At 36.5% G+C, this 22,655-nt stretch carries 13 protein-coding genes; 9 read left to right on the top strand and 4 right to left on the bottom strand.

The genetic code is table 11. The features are described from left to right. Positions 1-1,158 precede the first annotated feature (1,158 nt). From ltaS to ald, 5 genes are all read left to right on the top strand, one after another. Positions 1,159-3,141 carry a lipoteichoic acid synthase gene (gene ltaS, locus AC4BHP_RS11075; protein WP_490552267.1) on the top strand — a complete coding sequence of 661 codons (1,983 nt, stop codon included), beginning with the start codon at positions 1,159-1,161 and terminating at the stop codon, positions 3,139-3,141. A gap of 473 nt (positions 3,142-3,614) precedes the next feature. Continuing rightward, positions 3,615-4,235 (top strand): DUF47 domain-containing protein, encoded by a 621-nt coding sequence (locus tag AC4BHP_RS11080; RefSeq protein ID WP_066102736.1) that lies wholly within the window; start codon positions 3,615-3,617, stop codon positions 4,233-4,235. A 20-nt stretch (positions 4,236-4,255) separates the two neighbouring features. Next, positions 4,256-5,254, top strand: coding sequence for an inorganic phosphate transporter (locus tag AC4BHP_RS11085; protein ID WP_148631166.1), 999 nt, complete (start codon positions 4,256-4,258; stop codon positions 5,252-5,254). Between the two features lie 149 nt (positions 5,255-5,403). Next, a complete protein-coding gene (locus AC4BHP_RS11090; protein ID WP_490552270.1) occupies positions 5,404-6,639 on the top strand; it encodes a PucR family transcriptional regulator in 1,236 nt (411 codons plus the stop codon). A 149-nt stretch (positions 6,640-6,788) separates the two neighbouring features. Beyond that, positions 6,789-7,928, top strand: coding sequence for an alanine dehydrogenase (ald, locus tag AC4BHP_RS11095; RefSeq protein WP_066102745.1), 1,140 nt, complete (start codon positions 6,789-6,791; stop codon positions 7,926-7,928). A gap of 57 nt (positions 7,929-7,985) precedes the next feature. Here ald and arcA read toward each other — a convergent pair whose 3' ends face one another. Beyond that, the gene (arcA, locus tag AC4BHP_RS11100) at positions 7,986-9,218 is read right to left on the bottom strand and encodes an arginine deiminase (protein ID WP_066102748.1); all 1,233 of its coding nucleotides are present in this window, start codon (positions 9,216-9,218) and stop codon (positions 7,986-7,988) included. 417 nt (positions 9,219-9,635) lie between these two features. Between arcA and AC4BHP_RS11105 the strand changes: the two genes are divergently transcribed. Continuing rightward, positions 9,636-11,015, top strand: coding sequence for a peptide MFS transporter (locus AC4BHP_RS11105; protein ID WP_077247996.1), 1,380 nt, complete (start codon positions 9,636-9,638; stop codon positions 11,013-11,015). Positions 11,016-11,208: 193 nt separating this feature from the next. Here the strand turns inward: AC4BHP_RS11105 and AC4BHP_RS11110 are convergent, their stop codons facing one another. Beyond that, the gene (locus AC4BHP_RS11110; RefSeq protein ID WP_490552274.1) at positions 11,209-15,987 is read right to left on the bottom strand and encodes a S8 family peptidase; all 4,779 of its coding nucleotides are present in this window, start codon (positions 15,985-15,987) and stop codon (positions 11,209-11,211) included. 573 nt (positions 15,988-16,560) lie between these two features. On the opposite strand from AC4BHP_RS11110, the gene efeO reads away from it, so the two are divergent. From efeO to AC4BHP_RS11125, 3 genes are read left to right on the top strand one after another with little or no spacing between them, the layout of a single operon-like run. After that, on the top strand, positions 16,561-17,445 hold the full coding sequence (gene efeO / locus AC4BHP_RS11115; protein WP_490552276.1) for an iron uptake system protein EfeO: 885 nt from the start codon (positions 16,561-16,563) through the stop codon (positions 17,443-17,445). A 27-nt stretch (positions 17,446-17,472) separates the two neighbouring features. Further along, positions 17,473-18,705 (top strand): iron uptake transporter deferrochelatase/peroxidase subunit, encoded by a 1,233-nt coding sequence (gene efeB, locus AC4BHP_RS11120; protein ID WP_490552325.1) that lies wholly within the window; start codon positions 17,473-17,475, stop codon positions 18,703-18,705. Further along, complete coding sequence (locus AC4BHP_RS11125) at positions 18,680-20,407, top strand: FTR1 family iron permease (RefSeq protein WP_490552277.1); 1,728 nt, start codon at positions 18,680-18,682, stop codon at positions 20,405-20,407. Before efeB ends, AC4BHP_RS11125 begins: the two co-directional genes overlap by 26 nt. Positions 20,408-20,489: 82 nt before the next feature. Here AC4BHP_RS11125 and yhbH read toward each other — a convergent pair whose 3' ends face one another. Both yhbH and AC4BHP_RS11135 read right to left on the bottom strand, forming a co-directional pair. Continuing rightward, positions 20,490-21,653, bottom strand: coding sequence for a sporulation protein YhbH (yhbH, locus tag AC4BHP_RS11130; protein WP_066102758.1), 1,164 nt, complete (start codon positions 21,651-21,653; stop codon positions 20,490-20,492). A 521-nt stretch (positions 21,654-22,174) separates the two neighbouring features. Beyond that, entirely contained in the window at positions 22,175-22,369 is a 195-nt protein-coding gene (locus AC4BHP_RS11135; protein WP_066102759.1) for a hypothetical protein, read from the bottom strand. Positions 22,370-22,655 lie beyond the last annotated feature (286 nt).

Raw genomic sequence — 22,655 nt, forward strand, 5'->3', positions numbered from 1 at the left:
GTTATTTTCCTCCTTTTATTTGTTCAATTGGCCTGACTATGTCAGTTACCTGATTAGGGATAATTGCGTTATAACTTCAAAACATATTTCAATATATAGAGTAGCCAACAGACTCAAGTTTATCCCTAATCTGATTGTAAAAAAGTTTATTCAGATGTTTACTTAACAAGATCTGTGGTTACTCACAAATAATTTCTTGTTCAGACCAATTATGGACTGTTTTGTTTTATTCAACGGCGCCGTTAATACTCTATACATTCCCGTTCATTTTTATAATAAACATCTATGTCCATTATTTATATTAAATTTAATATAGACGATTAAACGTTCGTTACTAAGGGTAATAATAATTCTTGCTTTTTTATTGAGTACTAATCAATAACTAACAAATACTATAGAAAAGTTGATTAAACGGTTTAAATCTTGTATTGGGTCTGATTATGAGCATAGTTAAATCCGCTAACAAGATAGGAAAACAAGTCCAAAGAATCTGTTTATAAAGATTTTTATACTATATAATGGATCATTATAGGGTTTATCTTCCAATAGAGATTTAATTTTTAATTTAGATAGATAAATCTGCTGTAATAATATTTTTGGTTTAGTATGGTTAACCTTACTATATAGATAAGAGGATCATACAAATGGTTTTAATAATATTTTCGATATATAATGGATGTAAACTTCTTTTGTATTTAAGTAATCCGAGTAATTACCTTTAGATGAAAGAATCCACTTTGCAAATTATTTATGACTCCAATCTTTAAAAGAAAATGTCTATATAAATTTGTTTTGCATAGCTTGTTCTCGTTCCAGACCTAGAGCATACAATACAGAACTGGCTATTAACCCGCCATTTGAAAATATCTAAATCATAGAATACTTTTCCATTTTTATATAGACACACCTCTGACTAGAAACAGTTGATTAAGCTCACCTCGAATTGTCAATAAAACCATATAAAAACTTAGCCTGAATCAAAATATAAAATCCTTATATATCAGGGATTCATTGGTATTTTGTCGAAAGGATTCCATTTGACTTTTTCCAGATTCAGTTTATAATTCAATATTGTTATCCCTTTTGGAGTCAGACAAAAAATAAGCATAAAAATTTGAAACTACTAATAAATCTAAAATCAAATATTGAGGTGAAACAATGAGTGCATTTACGAGCAAAGCGAAGAAGAGCTTAAGTGGACCTGTTGGTTTCCTTATAGTCGCTGTTGTTCTCTTTTGGATTAAAATCTATACAAGTTATATAGTAGAATTTGATCTTGGTATCACGAATACGATGCAAGAATTTTTACTTTTCATTAATCCAATCAGTTCAGCCGTTATTTTCTTCAGTCTTGCTTTATTAGCAAAGGGCAAACGTGCATTTAAATGGTTAGTTTTTATAAACATTATTCTATCCTTTGTACAGTATGCCAATATCGTTTATTATCGATTCTTTAACGACTTTATTACATGGCAAACATTAAAGCAGACAGAAAATCTCAATGTGGGCGATGGCGGTGGATTGCTCGGAAGTGTAATGGAGCTTTTACGCATTTATGATCCACTGTATTTCCTTGATACAATCATTCTTATTTTATTCATCGTTTATAAGAAATTCCAACCAAGTGAAGGCCGCTTGAAATTCCGTAAAACAGGGGCAGTTTTCGCATTTGGTGTAGGAATGCTTGTATTAAATGTTGTATTAGCCGAGATTGACCGTCCTCAGTTATTAACTAGAACATTCGACCGTAACTACTTGGTCAAATATCTGGGAACCTACAATTACACAATTTATGATGGATTAAAAACGATGAAGGTGAATGCCCAAAAAGCGTCAGCTGATTCCAGTGACCTAACAGAGGTTCAAAACTTTGTACAGGCAAACTATGCAGAACCAAATAAAAAGTACTTTGGAGCGGCTGAAGGAATGAATGTGATTTATATTCATTTAGAATCCTTCCAAAACTTCCTGATTGATTACAAGCTGCATGGAGAAGAAGTAACACCTTTTATCAACTCGCTTACAAAAGATAAGAATACACTTTACTTTGATAATTTTTATCACCAAACAGGGCAAGGAAAAACATCTGACTCAGAGATGCTGCTAGAAAACTCCTTGTTTGGCCTATCTCAAGGTTCAGCAATGACTACAAATGGTAATAATACGTATCAGTCAGCTGCTTCTATCCTTGAACAAGAAAAAGGGTATTCCTCTGCTGTATTCCACGGTAACTATAAATCATTCTGGAACCGTGATGAAGTTTATAAACATTGGGGTGTTCAAAACTTCTTTGACGCCAGCTATTATGACATGAAGGATGAAGATGTATTAAACTATGGCTTAAAAGACAAACCGTTCTTCGAGCAGTCTAAGCCTTTACTTGAATCCTTACCAGAACCGTTCTATACAAAGTTCATAACAGTATCTCACCACTTCCCTTATCCAATTTCTGAAGAGGATGCTACTATTGAAGCAGCAACTACAGGTGATGGATCTGTAGACCGTTATTTCCAAACGGCTCGTTATTTGGATGAATCAGTGGAAGAATTTGTGAATTATTTAAAAGAAACAGGTCTTTATGATCGTTCTGTCCTTGTATTTTATGGCGATCACTATGGTATATCTGATAACCATAATGAAGCGATGGCACAAGTACTCAATAAAGAGGAAATTACTAAGTATGACTCAGCCGAACTTCAAGAAGTACCATTAATTATTCGAGTTCCTAGTATGGAAGGCGGCGTCCAACATCAGTATGGTGGGCAGATCGATTTACTTCCTACACTTTTACACTTACTAGGTGTTGATTCAAAGAATTACATTCAACTTGGAACTGATTTACTATCAGAAGACCATACTGAAATAGTACCTTTTAGAAATGGTAACTTTATGAGTCCGAATGTAAAATATATTGATGGCAAGTACTATGATTCCACTGGAACACTTATTGAAGAAACTGAAGAGTATGCTCAAATGGGCGAATATGCCTCAACCATGCTCGCTATGTCCGATAAAATTATTTACGGAGATTTACTCAGATTCTATACTCCAGAAGGTTTCAAACCTGTAGACCCATCAAAATACAACTATAATATTAACGCTGCTGATGGTGAAACTACATCAACAAAGAGCGAAGAGTAAGCTAAAAGCCTCCAATTCCTAAAGAATTGGGGGCTTTCTTTTTTAATTAAATCTTACAATGTATATCTTGTTTCGCAGACCACGCTTACAGACTACATATCTGAATAGCTTAAATGTCCCTAATTTGGGTACTATACACTCATATCTCCTTAAAGTCCAAGCTGATATAACTTATCTTTTATTCCAACTGAATTGTCAATAATACCAGCCTTTTCCCCCTACAATGAGTTAGTTAAATCGAAAAGTAATTCAGAACTGAAATCATTCTGCATGTTATTATTTTGTAAATTCTATTTCTAAATATTACAGCTTTGTAAATATAACGTAAATATTAAATAAGTTGTATACGCTTTTATGTAAATATTACCTCTAAAGAAAGGTTTTTTCTTTTCATGTCTAAATAAAAGGTTTAGAATTAATTTTGCATTGTTAATCTTAATTATTATTATTATTTTCCGAAAGTGGAGGTCACTATGGTATTCAAATCAAAGAAAGATAAATTTGCGGTTATGCTTTTAAATATTTCGTCGAATTTAAAAGAAAGCTCTGATTACTTCGCAGATTATAAATTAAAAAATATCAGCGATTTAAAAATCTTCTCCGACACAATGAAGCAATATGAAACAACTGGAGATGATTATGTACATGAAGTGATCAAAGAGCTTAATAATGCTTTTATCACACCGATTGAGCGTGAAGATATATTGATGCTTGCCATGACAATGGATGATGTTCTCGATGGTCTTGAGCATTGTTCTGCGCTCTTTGAAATGTACTCTATTGTCAATGCAAATGAATATATGTTGAAATTTGTCGATGAAATTCGCAATGCCGCTCATGAAATTGACCGCGCTGTAGAATTACTAATGACTAAAAAATTAAATGACATTCGTCCTATTGCAATTAAAATAAAAGAACATGAATCTGATTGTGATACTCTGCATCGTCAATCTGTTAAACATCTTTTCCTTGTGGAAAAAGACCCAATCCGTATTATTCAGTATAAAGAAATCTACGAGAACCTTGAAGAAATTGCGGATTATTGTCAGTCTGTGGCGAATACATTAGAAACAATCGTTATGAAAAACGCTTGATGAAAGGTTCTTAAACAATTATGGATACATTACTTTTAATTACAGTATTGATTGTAATATTGGCCTTATCCTTTGATTTCATCAATGGGTTTCATGACACAGCCAATGCAATCGCAACAGCTGTGTCAACAAAAGCATTAAAACCTAGACATGCCATTTTAATGGCAGCCATTATGAACTTTGTCGGAGCCATGACTTTTACTGGTGTGGCAAAAACAATCACAAAGGATATTGTTGACCCGTTTACACTGGAAAATGGTTCAATTGTTATTATGGCAGCTTTAATCTCAGCGATTGCCTGGAATTTAATCACTTGGTATTACGGTATTCCGAGTAGTTCATCACATGCCATTATCGGTTCTATTGCCGGGGCTGCAATTGCAGCAGCTGGATTTGGTGCGATACACTTCGACGGATTCCTAAAAATTATCTATGCTTTATTATTCTCGCCAGTTATTGCCTTTGTTGCTGGTTATATTGTTTACAGTATCTTTAAAGTAATTTTTAAAAATAATAATTTAACAAAGACCAATAAGAATTTCCGTTTCATTCAAATTGGTACTGCTGCTTTGCAGGCATACTCTCACGGAACAAATGATGCCCAAAAGGCAATGGGGATTATCACCCTTGCTTTAATCTCAAATGGCTTTACGTCATCTACTGACATTCCTTTATGGGTACAGATATCCTGTGCTGCCGCAATGGGGCTTGGAACGTCTATAGGCGGTTGGAGAATTATTAAAACAGTCGGCGGAAACATTATGAAGATTCGTCCTGTTAACGGTGTAGCAGCTGACATAACCTCTGCAGCTATTATCTTTGGAGCTACCTTTATTCATCTTCCTGTAAGTACCACTCATGTTATTTCATCATCTATTATGGGTGTAGGTGCTTCCCACCGTGTAAAAGGTGTTAAATGGAGTACAGCCAAGAAAATGGTCATAACCTGGGTTATTACGATGCCTATTTCGGCAGCATTAGCTGGTTTGATTTATCTTAGTTTAAATTTCTTTTTTTAAATAGAAATTTATTAATATAGAAAGAGATTGGAGAGTATTACGTTCGTAATCCCCTCCAATCTCTTTTTTGTTTTGTATTGAATCATCATATCATATGAATATTTCTTGTATAATGGAAGCAACAACCATTTTCGGTAAGGAGTCTTTCAATGGAGAATCAGTACTATTCCAAGGATTTTTTTAAAGGATTATATGGTAGCCTGCATGAATTTGCTGATCGAATCAGTTCTTTAATCAACTATCCAATCACCATTGAGGATGCCAATCATCGATTGCTGGCATATAGTGCTCATACCAATGTTACCGATCAAGCCCGTATTCTAACCATTATGGGCAGACGTGTACCTGAAAAAGTAATTAATGCTCTGTGGAAAAAAGGAATAATTCCCTTCCTACTTCAAAATGATCAGCCTATTATTGTTGACCCCCTTGATGATGTGGGACTTGGTAAAAGAATTGCTGTTTCAATACGTAAAAATGATGAGATTCTGGGGTTTATTTGGGCTCTTGAATCGGATACTGCCATCACGGATGAAAAACTATCCATACTGGCATTTGCAGCAAAGGAAGCAAAAAATCAGCTCTTACTTCTTCAGTCGCGCTTAAAAAGTCAGGAAGACAACTATCAGGAATTCTTTTGGAAACTTTTAACCGGACATTATCCTACTGAAAAGGAAATACTCGCAGATTCGGATAAATTCCCATTTACATTATCGAAACATTATACGATTCTTGTATTTGAGTTCACATCCTCTATTGATATTGACTTGGATAAACAAATCGTCTATTTAATCAGTACAACACAAAAAGTATCTATTATCTTTCATACGATAGATCAAAATAAACTTATTCTTTTACTGAATACCAGTAAGAATCAATCTAAGGATTTGATATCATTCTTTATTCGATCCTTTAAGGCTGATATGAAGGAACGTTTTAACGTTACCATTTGTTCGGAAGGCTGCGGAAATGTATATTCTGACTATATTGATACCAGTAAGAGCTATTTAGAAGCTCTTGAGGTTATTAGTTTAAAAAAAAGATATACAGCTGAATTAACTAATGTTCAATGGTACGATGAACTTGGTCTTTATCAATACCTCCATATAATCAGTGAAAAACGAAGCAGCCAACCAAAACAACTCCCTACCGGTCTGAATATCCTAAAAAAATATGATGAACAACATCAAACACAGCTATATGAAACGTTAGAAATCTATTTAACAAATAATTCTAATCCTGCTTTTACTGCCAACACTCTGCATATACACCCTAATACTCTTTCTTACCGTTTAAAAAGAATAACAGAGATCAGCCAATATGATTTAAAGGATCATAAAATAACCTCTCATCTCTTAATCGAAATGAAATTATCTAAATATTAATCATATATATAAGTTCATAACCAAAAATTTTTTGAACGTTTTGTGAATTATCACAAAACGCTATTTTTAAATTTTCTGTTTTTAACATACTATTCAGATAAAATACGGATTATAATAATTGTACATTAGATAAGACTGGAGGATAAAACATGCTGATAGGAATCCCAAAAGAAATTAAAAACAACGAAAATCGTGTTGCCATAACTCCAGCAGGCGTTTTGACTTTGGTATCTGCCGGACATAAAGTCATGATTGAATCCTCAGCTGGAATGGGCAGTGGCTTTACAGATTCAGATTATGAGTCTGCAGGAGCTATAATATACCCAACAGCAGCAGAGGTTTGGACAAAAGCAGACATGATTATGAAAGTTAAAGAACCACTACCTGAGGAATACACTTATTTTCGTCCTGGTTTGATTTTATTCACTTACCTTCACTTAGCTGCTTGTCCAGAATTAACAAAAGCATTAGTTGATTCTGAGGTTTTTTCCATCGCTTATGAAACAGTTTCATCTGGAAAATCATTACCTTTATTAACTCCAATGAGTGAGGTAGCCGGCAGGATGGCTGTTCAGCTCGGTGCGCAATATTTAGAAAAGCCAGAGGGCGGCAAAGGAATCTTATTAGGCGGTGTTCCAGGGGTTAAAAGAGGAAAAGTAACCATTATTGGCGGTGGTGTAGTTGGTACGAATGCTGCCAAAATTGCCATCGGCTTAGGAGCAGAAGTTACCATTATCGATTTAAGCCCTGATCGTTTAAGGGAGCTTGATGATATTTTCGGCAACCAAGTGACTACCATTATCTCTAATCCATTTAATATTGCTGATGCTGTTGCTGAATCTGATTTGGTAATTGGTGCTGTTCTTATACCAGGTGCTAAGGCGCCAAAGCTTGTGACAGATTCAATGGTACAAGCTATGACTCCTGGTTCAGTGATTATAGACGTGGCAATCGATCAAGGCGGCATTTTTGAAACAGTCGACCATATTACCACACATGATTGTCCAACATATACAAAACATGGCGTGATTCATTATGCCGTAGCCAATATACCAGGTGCAGTACCAAGAACCTCTACGATAGCTTTAACAAATGTAACTATTCCATATGCCCTTGAGATTGCAAATAAAGGAGCAATCCAAGCTATTACGGATAATGCTGGCTTAGCTAAGGGGGTTAACACGCTTAACGGTTATGTTACCTATGAAGCGGTAGCCACAGATCTTGGATACACTTATAAGGCGATTAAAGATGCTATGAATCTGACAGCCGAAGAAAGCCTCAACTAAGAAACTGGATAATAAAAAACAGATGTAACGGTTTTAACCGTTACATCTGTTTTTTTGTTAGGTTCGTAAAAGGGGCATACTCATACAACGAGGACCTCCCCTGCCACGTGACAGCTCTGAACTTGGGATTTCGATAACTTCCACTCCAAAATCTTGAAGTAGCTTATTAGTTACTTGATTGCGATCATACGTAATTACAACTCCCGGCGCTATTGCCAGTGTATTGGATCCATCATTCCATTGTTCTCTCGGTGAAACGATATCATCTCCCCCACCACATGGAATTAAGGCCAGTTCCGATAAGTTCAATACTTCCTTCAAGGTATCTACTAAATTATATCTTCTTGATATTTGGATACCAGACTCATTTACCAGCTCCAAAATGAAGATATTCATCTGCCCATTTGTCCCTTCAATTTCCGGATGAATAGTGAACTTATCATAATCAACCATAGTAAACACTGTATCTAAATGCATAAATGCACGTTTTTTTGGAATCTCAACAGCCAGTACTTTTTTATAGGTCATAGAACTACTAAGCAGATTAAAGGCCATCCTTTCAATTGCCCGTGCTGATGTGCGCTCACTTACACCAATGGCCACAACCTCATCACTTAATACTAGAATGTCCCCTCCTTCAATTGCAAAAGGCTCGGAACGATCGGACCAGTGTTTATAATCCTGTTTTTGATAATCAGGATGATGTTTCATAATAAATTCCCAAAATAGAGATTCCCTTTTCCTGGCCGCTGTAGACATTTTATGAATGGTCATTCCATCCCCTATGATTGCTGCAGGGTCTCTTGTAAAGTACAGATTTGGAAGGGGATCAATATAAAAAGGATAATAGGTTGATAGAAAATCATCCAGATGAACTTTTTTACGATCATCCAGTTCTTTTTTTAATACACCCTCCATTAATTTTCTGACTAACTCTGTATCTGTTAAGGATTCAAGGTATTCTTTAACCATTTCATAGCTTCCAACAAGATGATGTTTACTTTCGCGTAAAAAAGTATCTATTAACTGCAACTTGATTTCTGGAGAAGTAAATGACTCTTTAACCAAACTTTCCAAATAGATGACCTCAACATTTCGTTTTTCCAGCTCAGTTGCAAATTGATCATGCTCCAATTGCATCCTGGGAAGGAAGGGAATATCATCAAATAGCAATCTCTCCATATTTGAAGGAATTACATGCTCAATTTCTTTACCCGGCCTATGTAATAGTACTTTTTTAAGTTGGCCTATTTCAGATGAAATATGTAATTTGTTTTCTGTTTTAAACACTCCACCAATCCCCTTTGAAATACCATATTATATTTTATCTAGATATTTCCCCTTTTATAGGAAAACGTAATCCTATTACACCAAATTATTTATATCACACATCCATTTCCCTAATAATACTTTATTTGTAAATTTATTTCCAATAGTTTTATTTTCCTGAATCCGATTAAACACTTTTTTAATATAGTTATTTATGTTAATATAGATTTACAAACCAATGTATTTATATACAAAAAAGTTATTCTCATATTCATATCTTCAGCTTACTATGTGTAAAAACATTATTTAAAAATTAATAATTATTGAATATTTATGAATCTTTTTACTTCGCTAAAGCGTTAAAAAAACTATTGTTATTTAGTTAAAATTTTTTTAAAATAATGTTTATGCGAAATGAAATAAGGAGAGGAAATAAAGATGTCAGTTAACACTCAAGCTCAGGAGCTTGGCAAGAAAAAGCATCCTCCTGGATTATATCTTTTATTCCTAACAGAAATGTGGGAAAGATTTAGTTATTACGGCATGCGTGCCATTTTAATCCTCTATTTAACTACTGAATTAGTCAGTGGCGGATTAGGGATTGATAATAAAACAGCTCTCAGTATCTATGGATTCTACACTGGTGCTGTTTACTTCACGCCGCTTGTCGGTGGATGGTTAGCAGACCGCTATTTAGGTCACCGTCTGTCCATCACGATTGGTGGGGTCTTGATGGCTTTAGGTAATATCGCGTTGTTCGCCCATCAAAGCCAAACATTCTTATACATTGGCTTAGCTCTATTAATCGCTGGTAATGGTTTCTTCAAACCAAATATTTCCACATTGCTTGGCCAATTATATGAAGGCAATGAATCTCGCCGTGACGCAGGTTATACAATTTTCTATATGGGTATAAATGTTGGTGCTTTCTTTGCTCCATTAGTCATCGGTTTTGTTTCGGAAGACTTATTTACTAAGACAATTGACGGTGTTATGACCTATGGCTACAAATATGGTTTCTTAATTTCAGCAATTGGTATGATCATTGGTCAATTACTATTTAACTTATTGGCTAACAAATATTTAGGTGATGCTGGTAAACGCCCAGCAGTTTCTGCAACAAAAGAATCTAAAGAAAAATCCAATGCTCCATTAACACGCAGTGAGAAACAACGTACATGGGTAATCATTATCATTACTTGCTTTGTTGTTTTCTTCTGGGCTGGTTTTGAACAAGCTGGAAGTTCGTTAACTCTATATACAAAAGACTTTGTAGATCGTGAAGTATTCGGTTGGACAGTGCCAGTATCCTGGTTCCAATCACTTAACCCATTATTCATCGTACTCTTGGCACCAATTGTATCTGCATTATGGGTTAAACTTGCAAGTTCCAAACGTGGTGACATCCCAGTTCCAACTAAAATGGCAATGGGTATGATTACGCTAGGTTTAGGTTATATCGTATTGTTATTTGCAATTTTCAAAACAGGTAATGATGCTGCAAGCATTCAACAAAAAGCAAGTATCATGTTCATCGTGGTAACATACTTCCTTCATACAATGGGTGAATTGTTCTTATCTCCAGTAGGACTTTCCCTTGTAAGTAGAATTGCTCCAGTTAAATTAGCGTCCTTGCTAATGGGTGTATGGTTAGCTTCTTCTGGTGTCGCTAACATTATTGCTGGACAATTAGCTGCTGTAACACAATCACTTGGATATTTTGAAGTATTCGCCCTTATCGGCGGTGTAGCAATTTTCTTCGGTCTAATTCTTTTAGCACTATCCAAGAAACTTGTTGCAATGATGGAAATAAAATAATTAACTTATAAAAAAGACTGACGCAAGGCACGAAATTTTTCATCTGCCATAACGTCAGTCTTTTTTATTATATCAAACCTATACTCTCCATCTCTTTTTTAAAGAAACTTCTCTTTACATGAAATTCAGCCTTTTGTTTCAAACAAAAATGTTAAAACTGACCTAAGATCAATCGCTTCCTTCAATATACTCTTTATGAACGTTTATTATGAAAAGGTTTTTTGTTTGTGCTTATTTTGAATTGTCCACCTCGTTTTACTTTTAGCACGATGCCTTCATCGGTCACAATGTGAGGAACCACTTCAATTCCTTTTCGTCCTTTACGTAAAATGACTATTTTCTCAAGAGGAGCGGAAAGCTCTTCTTGAGGCAGACTAATGAATACATAGTTCGAGAAGTGAATGCTCTTACCATTTGTAGAAGCTCCAAAGATCAGTCGGTTTTTTTTCAATGAAAGACTCATTGTTAAAGTATTTGCATATTTTTCTTTAAACTCACTTGTATCAACCTGAATCTTTACACCGGTATTTGTGACTAATGTTACCTTTCCCACATCCGATGCCTTGATTGTATTCAACTGCTCTTCTGTAAAAGTAAACGAGAAACCATTTTTCTTCTTAGTCATAGTGGCTGTTAAATCTTCACTTGACCAGTTCCCGTTTGGTTTAGTGGTTGGAGGATATTTTTTCTTTGTAACCTTAAATAATCCCTCCTTCTCACTTGATGTTATTGGTCCCATGGGGCTTGCTGCCATCGCTAATTCAGCTCGATATCTGCCTGTATTCAATGATAATGGTAAGTCTTCAACAGATTGATAGAAATCCAGATTGGATTGTTCCACTACTATTTCACCTTTTTTATTATATATACGCAGTAATGGTTTTACACTTTCCGAACTGGCTTCAGTTACACCCCTATGAGTTATCTGGTATTTCCCACTGTCTGTTGTCCCCACTTTTTCGACGATTTGCCCATTCGCCAAACGTTCATAAACAATCTCCTGATTTTCCGCGATGCTATAATCAGACGTCTTATTCACAATTACCGAACTAATGGTATTTCCATATTCATCTTGAATGGATGTATCGGCAGATAAAGGTTCACCTTGCTTAAGTTTGTTATCCTTTAAAGCAATGGAAGCCTTGAATTGGCCGCCTACCTTCCAGTTTACCTTTTCATCAGCGCTGAATGTTTGTGTACCTTTATATAAGAAGTAATTCCAGATATAATCAGTTGATTCTGGATCTCCATAACCAAGCTGTACCTGCAAGTCCATTTCCATATCAGCTGGCACATAGAATTTATGGCCAACTCGCAATGTTTTTGTAAATGCCGAGCTATATTGATTGTATGGATACAATATAGCTCCACGAACATCTTTGAAGTCTTCAGTATTTGCATCGATTTTAATTTCCGCTAATTCTTCCGTATTGAAGATAACTTGATTTTCATCGTCAGCTTTAATTTCTACATCGTTTTCTAAGAAATAATAGTTTGATTTTTCACCATCCGCATTTGGCAGGGTAACATAGCTGCCTTCGATGACAAATGAACCTGGCTCTAAGTAAACCGCTTCTTTTTTGTAACTTTGCAAGTTATTTGCTGTCGGATATACGGTTACACCATTGACTTCAACAGGCTTTTTGATCATCCAAAGCTTCGAAGAAACATTATCCAGTTTTTCACTGCCCTCCATTGCAGAGATGGAGACTTTTTGCATATTGTCAGGGATGGTTATCGGATCAGAAAGTTCCTCAAGATCAGTAAATTGACGGAACAAATACGCAAACTCACCAGTCGATGTTGTGTACCGGATGATTGCTACGTTTCCATTTTCCTCTTCACTCAATTCAAGATTTGAAGGAACGGATAATACCTTCGTTGTAGAATCTGAATTTCGTCCAAATGACTGTACCCATTGATATTCGCCATGTTCGTCTTTTTCCACTCGATTGATTGTCACATACGTTGCTTTATTTTGATTTTGAGCATCTTTTAATGTTACATTGACACCTGAATCTTGCATATCGATGGTCATCGCCTTATTCAAACCATAGGGTGCAAGCGGGCTTGAATCCAATGTTAATGAAAGCTCATACTCACCGTTTGTCACTTTTGAACTATTCGGTACCCAGAAGGAATAAAAATAATAACTACGATTAGCTGGGTTTGTAGGATTTTTCGTATAACTATTTAACATGATTTCGCCATCCGAAACCCTCTTCACTTGATAAACCGGATAAAGGTCACCAAAGTTTATCGCAGCTACGGTATTTTCCTCATCCATAATGACCGTTTCACCAGTTTCTACATTCTTCTTGTACAATGCGTTTGTCGGTTCTACCGAACCACGGTACATCCCGACTAACATGTTTCCGTATTCATCAGAGAATACTTGCTTAGTATAAATTGCGCCATCTAACTTATAAGCCGTATACGGGCTTGTACGCTCAATATATGTCATTCCGCGTTGGGCATAATAACGTTTCAATGATTCTTGATCTGGAAGAAATTCACTAATTTCAAGCGATCCACCAGCTTTAATGGATGTTTTTTCGCCTTTTTCAACCACAGCGGTTTGGTCATCATTCGTTAAAACATAAATCCAATTTTCACCGCCATCAGGATCTTTGACCTCTGCATCGACAATATAATCATATTCACCAGCTGTTACGAAAAATTTTTGGCCTGTTAATACTTCAGATGTACCAAAAATTTCAGACACATCTTCGTTATCCAAGTAAAGTACTGCATTTACAAGCTTTCCGTCTGAATTATCGATAGCGATTTCACCGGTTTCACGACTATCAAAGACCAATGACGATGTTTTACTCGTAATCGAAGCATCAGAGTTTGTTAAAAAGTACGTGTCTCCATCTTGTTTATAATAAGAGTAAAGACTGTATGCACCTTTATCCAAATACACAACAGGGGACTTTGTTGCTTTTTCTTCATTGATTGCTGTATCGGCAGTAATATCCAATCCTTCTTCATCTTTCATCTTAATGAAGTATTGTGCCTCTTCAACGTTTTCACCATTTACACCAAGTGTTCTCAATGATACCGCTTGCGTTTTATCACTGGACAATTCCACTGTGCCGCTGCTGTTTACTTCACGTGAATACATGAACCATGCATTACCCTCTTCGGAATCAAATTTTCCTTGAACGACAACTGTAAGTTTTTTTAAATCTGTACCGACATGACTAGGTACACGAACAACTCCCTCAGAGTCTGTTGCACCGGACCAAAGTGATGAATAAGAATACTCGCCATCCTTCGCTTTCACTTTTTCGTACAACTGAACGGCCGCGCCTTTCGCGACAGTATCATTCGGTGTTTTCACACTGAACATATAACCGGATTGCGCTTCGTTAAGAACCTTTACAGAACGCTCAGCTTGAGTAATCTTATTTCCATTCGCATCATATGTAACAGCTATGATTTTATGTTCACCATCGGCAACCTGCGTTGTATCCCATTCTACAGAAACAGTAGTTGAGTCTGTATCGGAGACAGTGCCGATCAAGTTAGTTTCATCCGTTGTATCGATATAAAACCTTGTACTTACAACGTCTGTTACATTATTTAATTCTGCTTGAATAGCTGTTTTACCAATAACAATTGCATTCGCTTTTGGCAAGGTAAAGGATAAGGGAGAGATCGTTACATCATCAGATAAAGCAGCTAGTGCATCGACTTTTCCATAGCCTGTTTTTTCATCAAATCCTTCCACATTCATATCAACGGCTGTCGTTGTTAAAGCTTCTTCTACTGCCGTTGCAGTGGCTTCTGGATTTTCCAATTTATATAGTGCCGCTACTGCTGCTACATGCGGCGCTGCATAAGAAGTACCGGTACCTGTTTTGTAATAACCATTTTCATCGCCTAAATCCCCTGAAATCGATGTACTCAAAACACTTACACCAGGAGCCACAAGATCCAATGTACTACCATAGTTAGAACCCGCATACACTTGGTCTTTGGCGGCAATGGCACCAACTGAAATAACGTTCGGTAATGCTGCAGGATACGAAACATCTGCATTTCCGCCTCCATTACCTGAAGCAGCTACCACAACAATTCCCGCTTCATTGGCTTGCTGTATAGCTTTATCAACCGATTCGCTATATTCTCCACTAAAACTTAAGTTGATGACGTCTACTTTTTTCTCTATTGCATACTGAATCCCTCTCGCAATATTATAAGCATCACCTACACCTGATTTACTCATGACTTTAACCGGTAAAATTTTAACGTTGTTGTTGCCTGCTGCCCCAGCAATCCCCTTCTCATTATTGGCCTTTGCTGCAACAATACCGGAAACAAAGGTTCCATGCCCATTATCGTCCCCAGCGAATGTTTCTTCGTATCCTTCAACGAAGGTGGCAGCTTCTTCCGACACACGGCCTTCCAAGTCTTCATGAGAGCTTTGGACACCTGTATCCAAGACAGCCACTACTACATCATCTCTATCTTTGTTCTCTACTGCTTCCCAAGCTTTTGGAGCATTGATTGCTTCTAAGTTCCACTGACTGTCTAAGTATGTATCATTAACTGTACCTTCAATTGAATACATGGTGTTTTTTTCGACAAATTCCACATTGTCCATTTCTTCCAGTTCTTCAATGGAAGCTTCAACATCTTCTTCCGGCACTTTATAAAGAGCCATTTCATCCGTAGTCTCTACCACTTCTCCACCCAATTGTTCAACTTTCTCCACGGATTTGGCAGAACTTTTTTCATCTTTATATTTCACGATTATTTGTTCTTCACTAGCTTTCCCACCATAAGATACATTCGTTGCTGTATTCCCCTCTGATTCTATCAATTGGCCATTGTTGGCAGTGCCGATAGCAGGCACCTCAACTTGGGTCTTTTGCACTGTTTTAGCTGAAACTGTCCCAAGCGGCATAGCAAATGTGAACGCCACTGTAGCTGCCGTTAATCCTTTGAATAACTTTTTCCCCATCTTTAAACTCCTCTTTTCGTGTAAATAGATCTTAAGTCACAAAATTTTAAGTATTTTCAGAAAATTTTTCTTGAAACTAGATATCTTCCTCCTTTTACTTCTTCGATCTTACTCCCTAAAATTCCCAACCAACCTGATGACATGTACATCACTCAATACATAAATAACCATATATCAGTCATTTGCGGTTTAAATATTAGCAATACTGAGAATCATTGTCAATGATAATGATTCTCAGTTCGATAATTTTCTAATATATTTTTTAATGACGTTTGTCGAAAATATTTTTATGACATGTATAAAGTCCTATTTTTAAACTTTGAATTGACAATTGATAATGATTATCAATATCATATAGTTTATGTACTAGCAGATAATGACAATCATCCTTATTCTCCTACTTATCTATCACATTTAATTTTTGAATAGATAAAAAAGTATTATTAATAACTCGGTCTAATCAATCTAATATGTATATCAATTATTCATTACTTCAAAAATTGGCTGGGTAGGACACTAAGAAGGATTTTATTATCTCTACAATAATAATTTCTAGAGAGAAGGTTACAAATTATGAAATTTAAGTCTATAAAATTCAATATGATGTCAGCAGCTGTTTTATCAGCCTCCCTACTATTAGCTGGATGCGGTACAGAAGAAGAAACAGCTTCCACTGCAACACCGGCAGACCAAACAACATCGACTAAAACAACTGTTGCCGACTTGAAAACCGAAACGGATACTTATAAAACATTCGCTTTGGAACAAATGGATTCTTTTCTAGTCGAAACTGAAAAATTTGTTACTACGTTCCTGGATGGAGATATCGAAACCGCGAAAGCATTATATCCTGAAGCGCGCATGTTTTTTGAACGCTCTGAGCCAATCGCGGAAAGCTTCGGTGACTTAGATCCACGCATTGATGGCCGTCTGGCTGATATCCAGGAAGAAGGCAAAGGCGAAGAAGAATGGACTGGCTACCATAAACTTGAGTATGCATTATGGATTGAAAACACAACTAAGGGTTATGAAGAAGTCGCTAATCAATTATTAGCTGATACAAAGGAATTGCATGCATTAGTACAAACAGTCGAAGTAGAACCCGATTTAATGATCACTGGTGCTGTTGATTTATTGAACGAAGTATCCACCTCAAAAATTACAGGTGAAGAAGAAATTTACTCGCATACTGACCTTTATGACTTTAAAGCAAATATTGAAGGGGCAGAAAAAATCTTCGAGATTTTACATGATAAAATCGAAGCAAAAGATGAAGCCTTGGTCACTACACTAGAAGAGAAATTCGCTAAGCTCGATGAATTATTATCAAAATATGAAACAGCTGATGGCGGCTATGTATCATACAATGAATTGACGGAAAAAGATACAAATGCATTAGCTACAGCCGTCAATCAACTAGGTGAACCATTGAGCCAAATGGGGATCATTTTAGAATAAGGGTGAGTATCGTTGTCTACTAACAAAATGACAAGACGCGAGATGTTGAAATTAACTAGCATCGGAGCAACAGGAATGGTTATCGGTGCAAGCGGATTGGGTTCCACGATGAATGCTTTAGGCTATGAGTTGCAACCTTCCTTGGATGATAACCAGTCTGTAAAAAACAAAATTGCATTTTATGGACGCCATCAATCCGGTATCACAAGCCCTTTACAAGGCCATATATACTTTGCCGCATTGGACGTTTTAGTAGAATCAAAAGAGGAATTGCGCCAATTATTTAAATTGTGGACATCTCTTACTGTTCGGTTAATGAATGGTGAACAAATCGTCGAACCTTCCACTAACGGTCACATCCCTCCCACTGATACTGGTGAAGCGATGGGAATCGATGCTTCTAACTTAACTATAACGTTTGGGGTTGGTCCTTCTCTATTCGATAATAAAAATCTTAACATTCAGCATTTAAGGCCGAAAGAATTGATGGATTTGCCGCATTTCCCAAAAGATCAATTAGATGAAGCATACAATGGCGGAGATATTTGCATACAAGCATGTGCCAATGATCCTCAAATAGCCTTTCACGCCGTACGGAATTTAGTTCGTGCGGCAAATGGAAAGGTCAAAATCAAATGGTCCCAAGCTGGATTTAATGCCATTCCTCGCGATGGTGGCACACCGCGAAACTTATTTGCATTTAAAGATGGTACTGTAAATCCTGCCTCAAACAGTGAATATAATGATTCGGTATGGATTCAATCCGGTGAATCGAAAAATTGGCTGGTAAATGGAACCTATTTGGTTTATCGTCGCATTCAAATGCATTTGGAAACATGGGATCGGACCAGCTTACATCAGCAGGAGGCAACATTTGGCCGCTATCGTGAAAGCGGAGCGGCATTCGGTAAGAAAGATGAATTTGACGATTTTAATGAATTAGAGAAAGATGCAAATGGCAACTACATCGTTCCGGAAACATCCCATGTCCATCTTGCCCGATTAGCAAAGCAAAAGATTCTCCGCCGTTCTTTTTCTTATTCTTCAGGCATTATGTCAAACACCGGGGCTTATGATGCTGGCTTACTGTTTATCTCGTTCCAAAAACATCCGCAACAATTTATCGACATTCAAAATAGTTTAGGCCGTAACGATAAATTAAATGAATATATTACACATCGAGGCAGCGCCATTTTTGCCTGCTTCCCTGGTGTTGAAAAAGGGAGTTATTTAGGTGAAGCGCTTTTTACAAATTTGTAGTTTTCTAGTTTGTATGCTTGTAGCTTTGCCAGCTTTAGCTGCAACATCCTACAGCTCTTTTTACATATCAATTAGTGATGCATTAATTAATGCAAAGCAAGGAAATGACGAACAAACCCAAAAAGCTATAGATAAGTTTGCAGAAAATTGGGCATCGGTGACTTCCGAACAGAAGGAAGCAAAAAGAGCTGTTGATGATGCACTAAACGCGGTACTTGAATCTTCAACACAAGAAGAACGGGTCAAGACAATCATGCAACTATCAACAACTCTTTCTCAATTAGAAAAACTTGAAAATCCAGTTGATGAGGAAGCAGAACGGAAAGAGTTTGAAACGAAGTATACACCTTTTATGAGGCAATTTGAAGAAGCATTAGCCACGGACGACTATGAAAAGATTCTACCAGCATACAATGTTCTTAATGGAAAATGGAATCAATACGAACAGCCTGTACGTGATCAAAGTGTAGGTATGTATGGACAAATTGAAACACAGTTAGCTTTTATTCGCATCACATTGGCAAGCGAAGACCCAGACTTACCCCTTGTAGCAAGTCAATATGCAGCGTTTAAAGCGTCCATTGAACAATTTTTGGCAGGTGAAGATATTGCTGTTGAAGAAGGAAGTTACTCACTCCAAACGTTAATTAATCATATTGATGATGCCTTGCAGGCAATTGATATGGAAAAGTTTGACGAGGCCAGTGATGCTTTGACAGAATTCATTATTGTTTGGCCGAACATTGAAATGGAGGTTTCTACCCGCAACAGTTCCTTATATACAAACTTGGAAAGTGATTTACCAATTCTGGTCAGTGAATTAACGAAGGATACTATAGATACAGATTCGATCACTACCCAATTATCTAATTTCAAAACAGAAATCCAATTATTGCAGGAAGATAGCGATTATACTTTTTGGGATTCTGCATTGATCTTATTACGTGAAGGTTTGGAAGCACTTCTTATTATTATGGTACTCGTATCATTCCTGAAGAAATCGAATCAGGAGCACATGGCTCGATGGATTTATATGGGTGCTCTTTTAGGGGTCCTTGTATCTGCAGTAGCCGCTGTGGCATTATCGTTCATCTTTAATTCATTGACCGTTAATACGAGCCGCGAAATCTTGGAGGGCTATGTCGGACTAATTGCCGCTGCCATGATGATTGGGGTCGGGGGATGGCTTCATAACAAATCTAATGTTGCATCCTGGAACTCTTATTTATCGAAGCAAATGGGACAGGCCATCTCAAAACAATCTGTGTTTGCCATGGCTACTGTATCGTTTTTATCTGTTTTCCGTGAAGGAGCGGAAACTATTATTTTTTACGTGGGTATTGCCCCCAACATGCCGATGTTTGATTTTACCCTCGGTATTATCATTGCATTAGCCATTCTGGCTCTTGTTGCCTTTATATTATTCAAAATGAGTGTACGAATCCAAGTGCATAAATTTTTCTTTGTAGCCACCATTTTCATCTATGTGTTGGCATTTAAAATCATCGGTTCAAGCATTCATACATTACAGCTCACCAATATATTGCCGACGACCGTCATTCACCAATTACCCATGTTCAATCAAATTGGTTTTTATCCAACAGTTGAAACCATGGCCGGTCAACTCATTTTGATCCTTATTTATGTGACAATAGCAATTTATAATAAAACAAAAAATAGTAATACCAAGAAGTCCAGTTAAATCTGAAGACGCTAGAGGATAAATACCCTAGCGTCTTTATACTAAGCAATTTAATTATTTACTCCTTAAAGAGAAACATACTTTAATGAATCATACTTTCTGGTTTAAAGAATGACTGCAAAGCATGAAAGACATCTGCCTTTTGCTTCAATATATAGTGTTGAAACTTTTCATCTTTAATATTTTTATATGCGGACATTAATGTGGAATTACGATTGTATTGATTAACTTCACCATACCCAAACATATTAGATACTTCCATCAATTCTTCCACAAGTTTTATGCAACGAGGATTATCTGAAGTTAAGTTATCACCATCCGAAAAATGAAAAGGATAAATATTATAGCGTTCCATCGGATACTTTTGTTCAATTATTTCTAATGCTTTCCGATAGGCTGATGAACAAATCGTCCCACCGCTTTCACCTTTAGAAAAGAAATCCTCTTCGTCTACCACCTTTGCTTCTGTATGATGAGCAATAAATTCGATGTCAACTGTTTCATATTTCGTTCTCAAGAAACGTGTCATCCAAAAGAAAAAGCTACGTGCCATATATTTTTCCCAAAGCCCCATACTTCCAGAAGTATCCATCATAGCCAAAACGACTGCTTTAGATTCTGGCTTCACAACTGAATTCCATGTTTTAAACTTAAGATCATCTTGATAAATAGGTGTAAATCCAGGATTGCCACCCAGTGCATTTCTTTTAAATGCACTAATCATCGTTCGCTTCTTATCCACATTTCCCATTAAACCTGTTTTACGAATATCATTGAATTCGTAATGCTCAATGGTATGATCTCCCTGTTCCTTTTCTTTTAAGTTCGGTAATTCCAATTTTGCAAATAAGGCTTCCTCTATTTCCAATAAAGAAACTTCAGATTCAACATAATCCTCTCCTGCCTGATCTCCAGCTTCTCCTCCTTTTCCTGGCGCCTTTTGTCCACTTCCATCTCTTGCTACTACATCTCCAACCTGGGAATCTCCATCTCCCTGACCAACATGCTTGTTTTTATCATAATTATAACGAATCTTATATTCATCAAGAGAGCGTATCGGGATTTTTACAACATTCTTTCCATTGGACATAATAATGCTTTCCTCTGTTATTAGATCAGGTAGATTATTACGTATCGCTTCCTGTACTTTCTCCTGATGTCTTTGCTGATCATCAAAACCTTTTCGATGGAGGGCCCAATCTTCCTTTGAAATGGCGAACTGATGGCTATTGTTCTTATCCGACATCGTTTTTTCCCCTCCTATAACACATTTATCATAATACTCTAGATGTTAAATAGTCTTTTTTAGAATTTAATGTTTGATTACTCTATCCTATGCTTAAACTGCAATTTATTGCCAAAATATTCTTAAAATAAGACAAAGTTTTGCTTATCCCTTGTCATTTGAATTATAGAATCTATAACCAGCCTTATTACTGAAAATAGTTTAGGATAAGTATTAATAAAAGTAATATAGATTGGAGTTTAAGGTTAAGATAAAACTATTGAGAGGAGTTATAAGAGTGAAAGTACTATTTGGTGGAGAATTGCTAAATATGGATTTTAGAAGCTGAACGCAGAGAGCAATTTTTCTTAAAAAATTGACCAGGTATCCAGAATCCCTTCACCTTTATGTACTGATCAACGATTTGGTGTTAAGCAATATATCTATTCAAAAGAAAAAACGCTTAGTGATCTCCCCTACTGTCAAACAGAACATACAATGGGAGATGCCATTTACCAAGCGTTTTGTAAAACTACTACTATTTATTTATTTTCTGCCTCTTCTTCCTCATGTTGAACAGGATCAGGCTGCTTATTATATTCTTTGGATAATTCTTTATTTGTCCTTAGGTGCTCCATCTGTTTTCCAAGGTTCTTCATTTCTTCAAGATCCGGTGCCATCGAGCCATTTTCAGCAAGACTTTCAGCGATTGTATCTGCCTTTTCGTCTTTTTTCATCACTATCACCTCATAAGACCTATTCCCATCCTATCAACCCAATAAACATTTTTTCCCATTTTAAAGCCATAGAGAATACTTAGACTGAGCCTTCGTTCAGCCGTTTTAACTTTGTATCCGGCCAATCTTAGCCTTTTCCAGCCGATTCTCCTCATAATCCGGCCAAACTAGTCTTTTATCCAGCCGATACCCCCGATATTTCAGCTAACCTAAGATAGGTGCCCTCATTAATCTTCAGAAAGCAACCTAAAAAGAACTATCTACAAGTCGAATACCTCGACATGTA

Source organism: Pradoshia sp. Z4_20 (assembly GCF_058216035.1).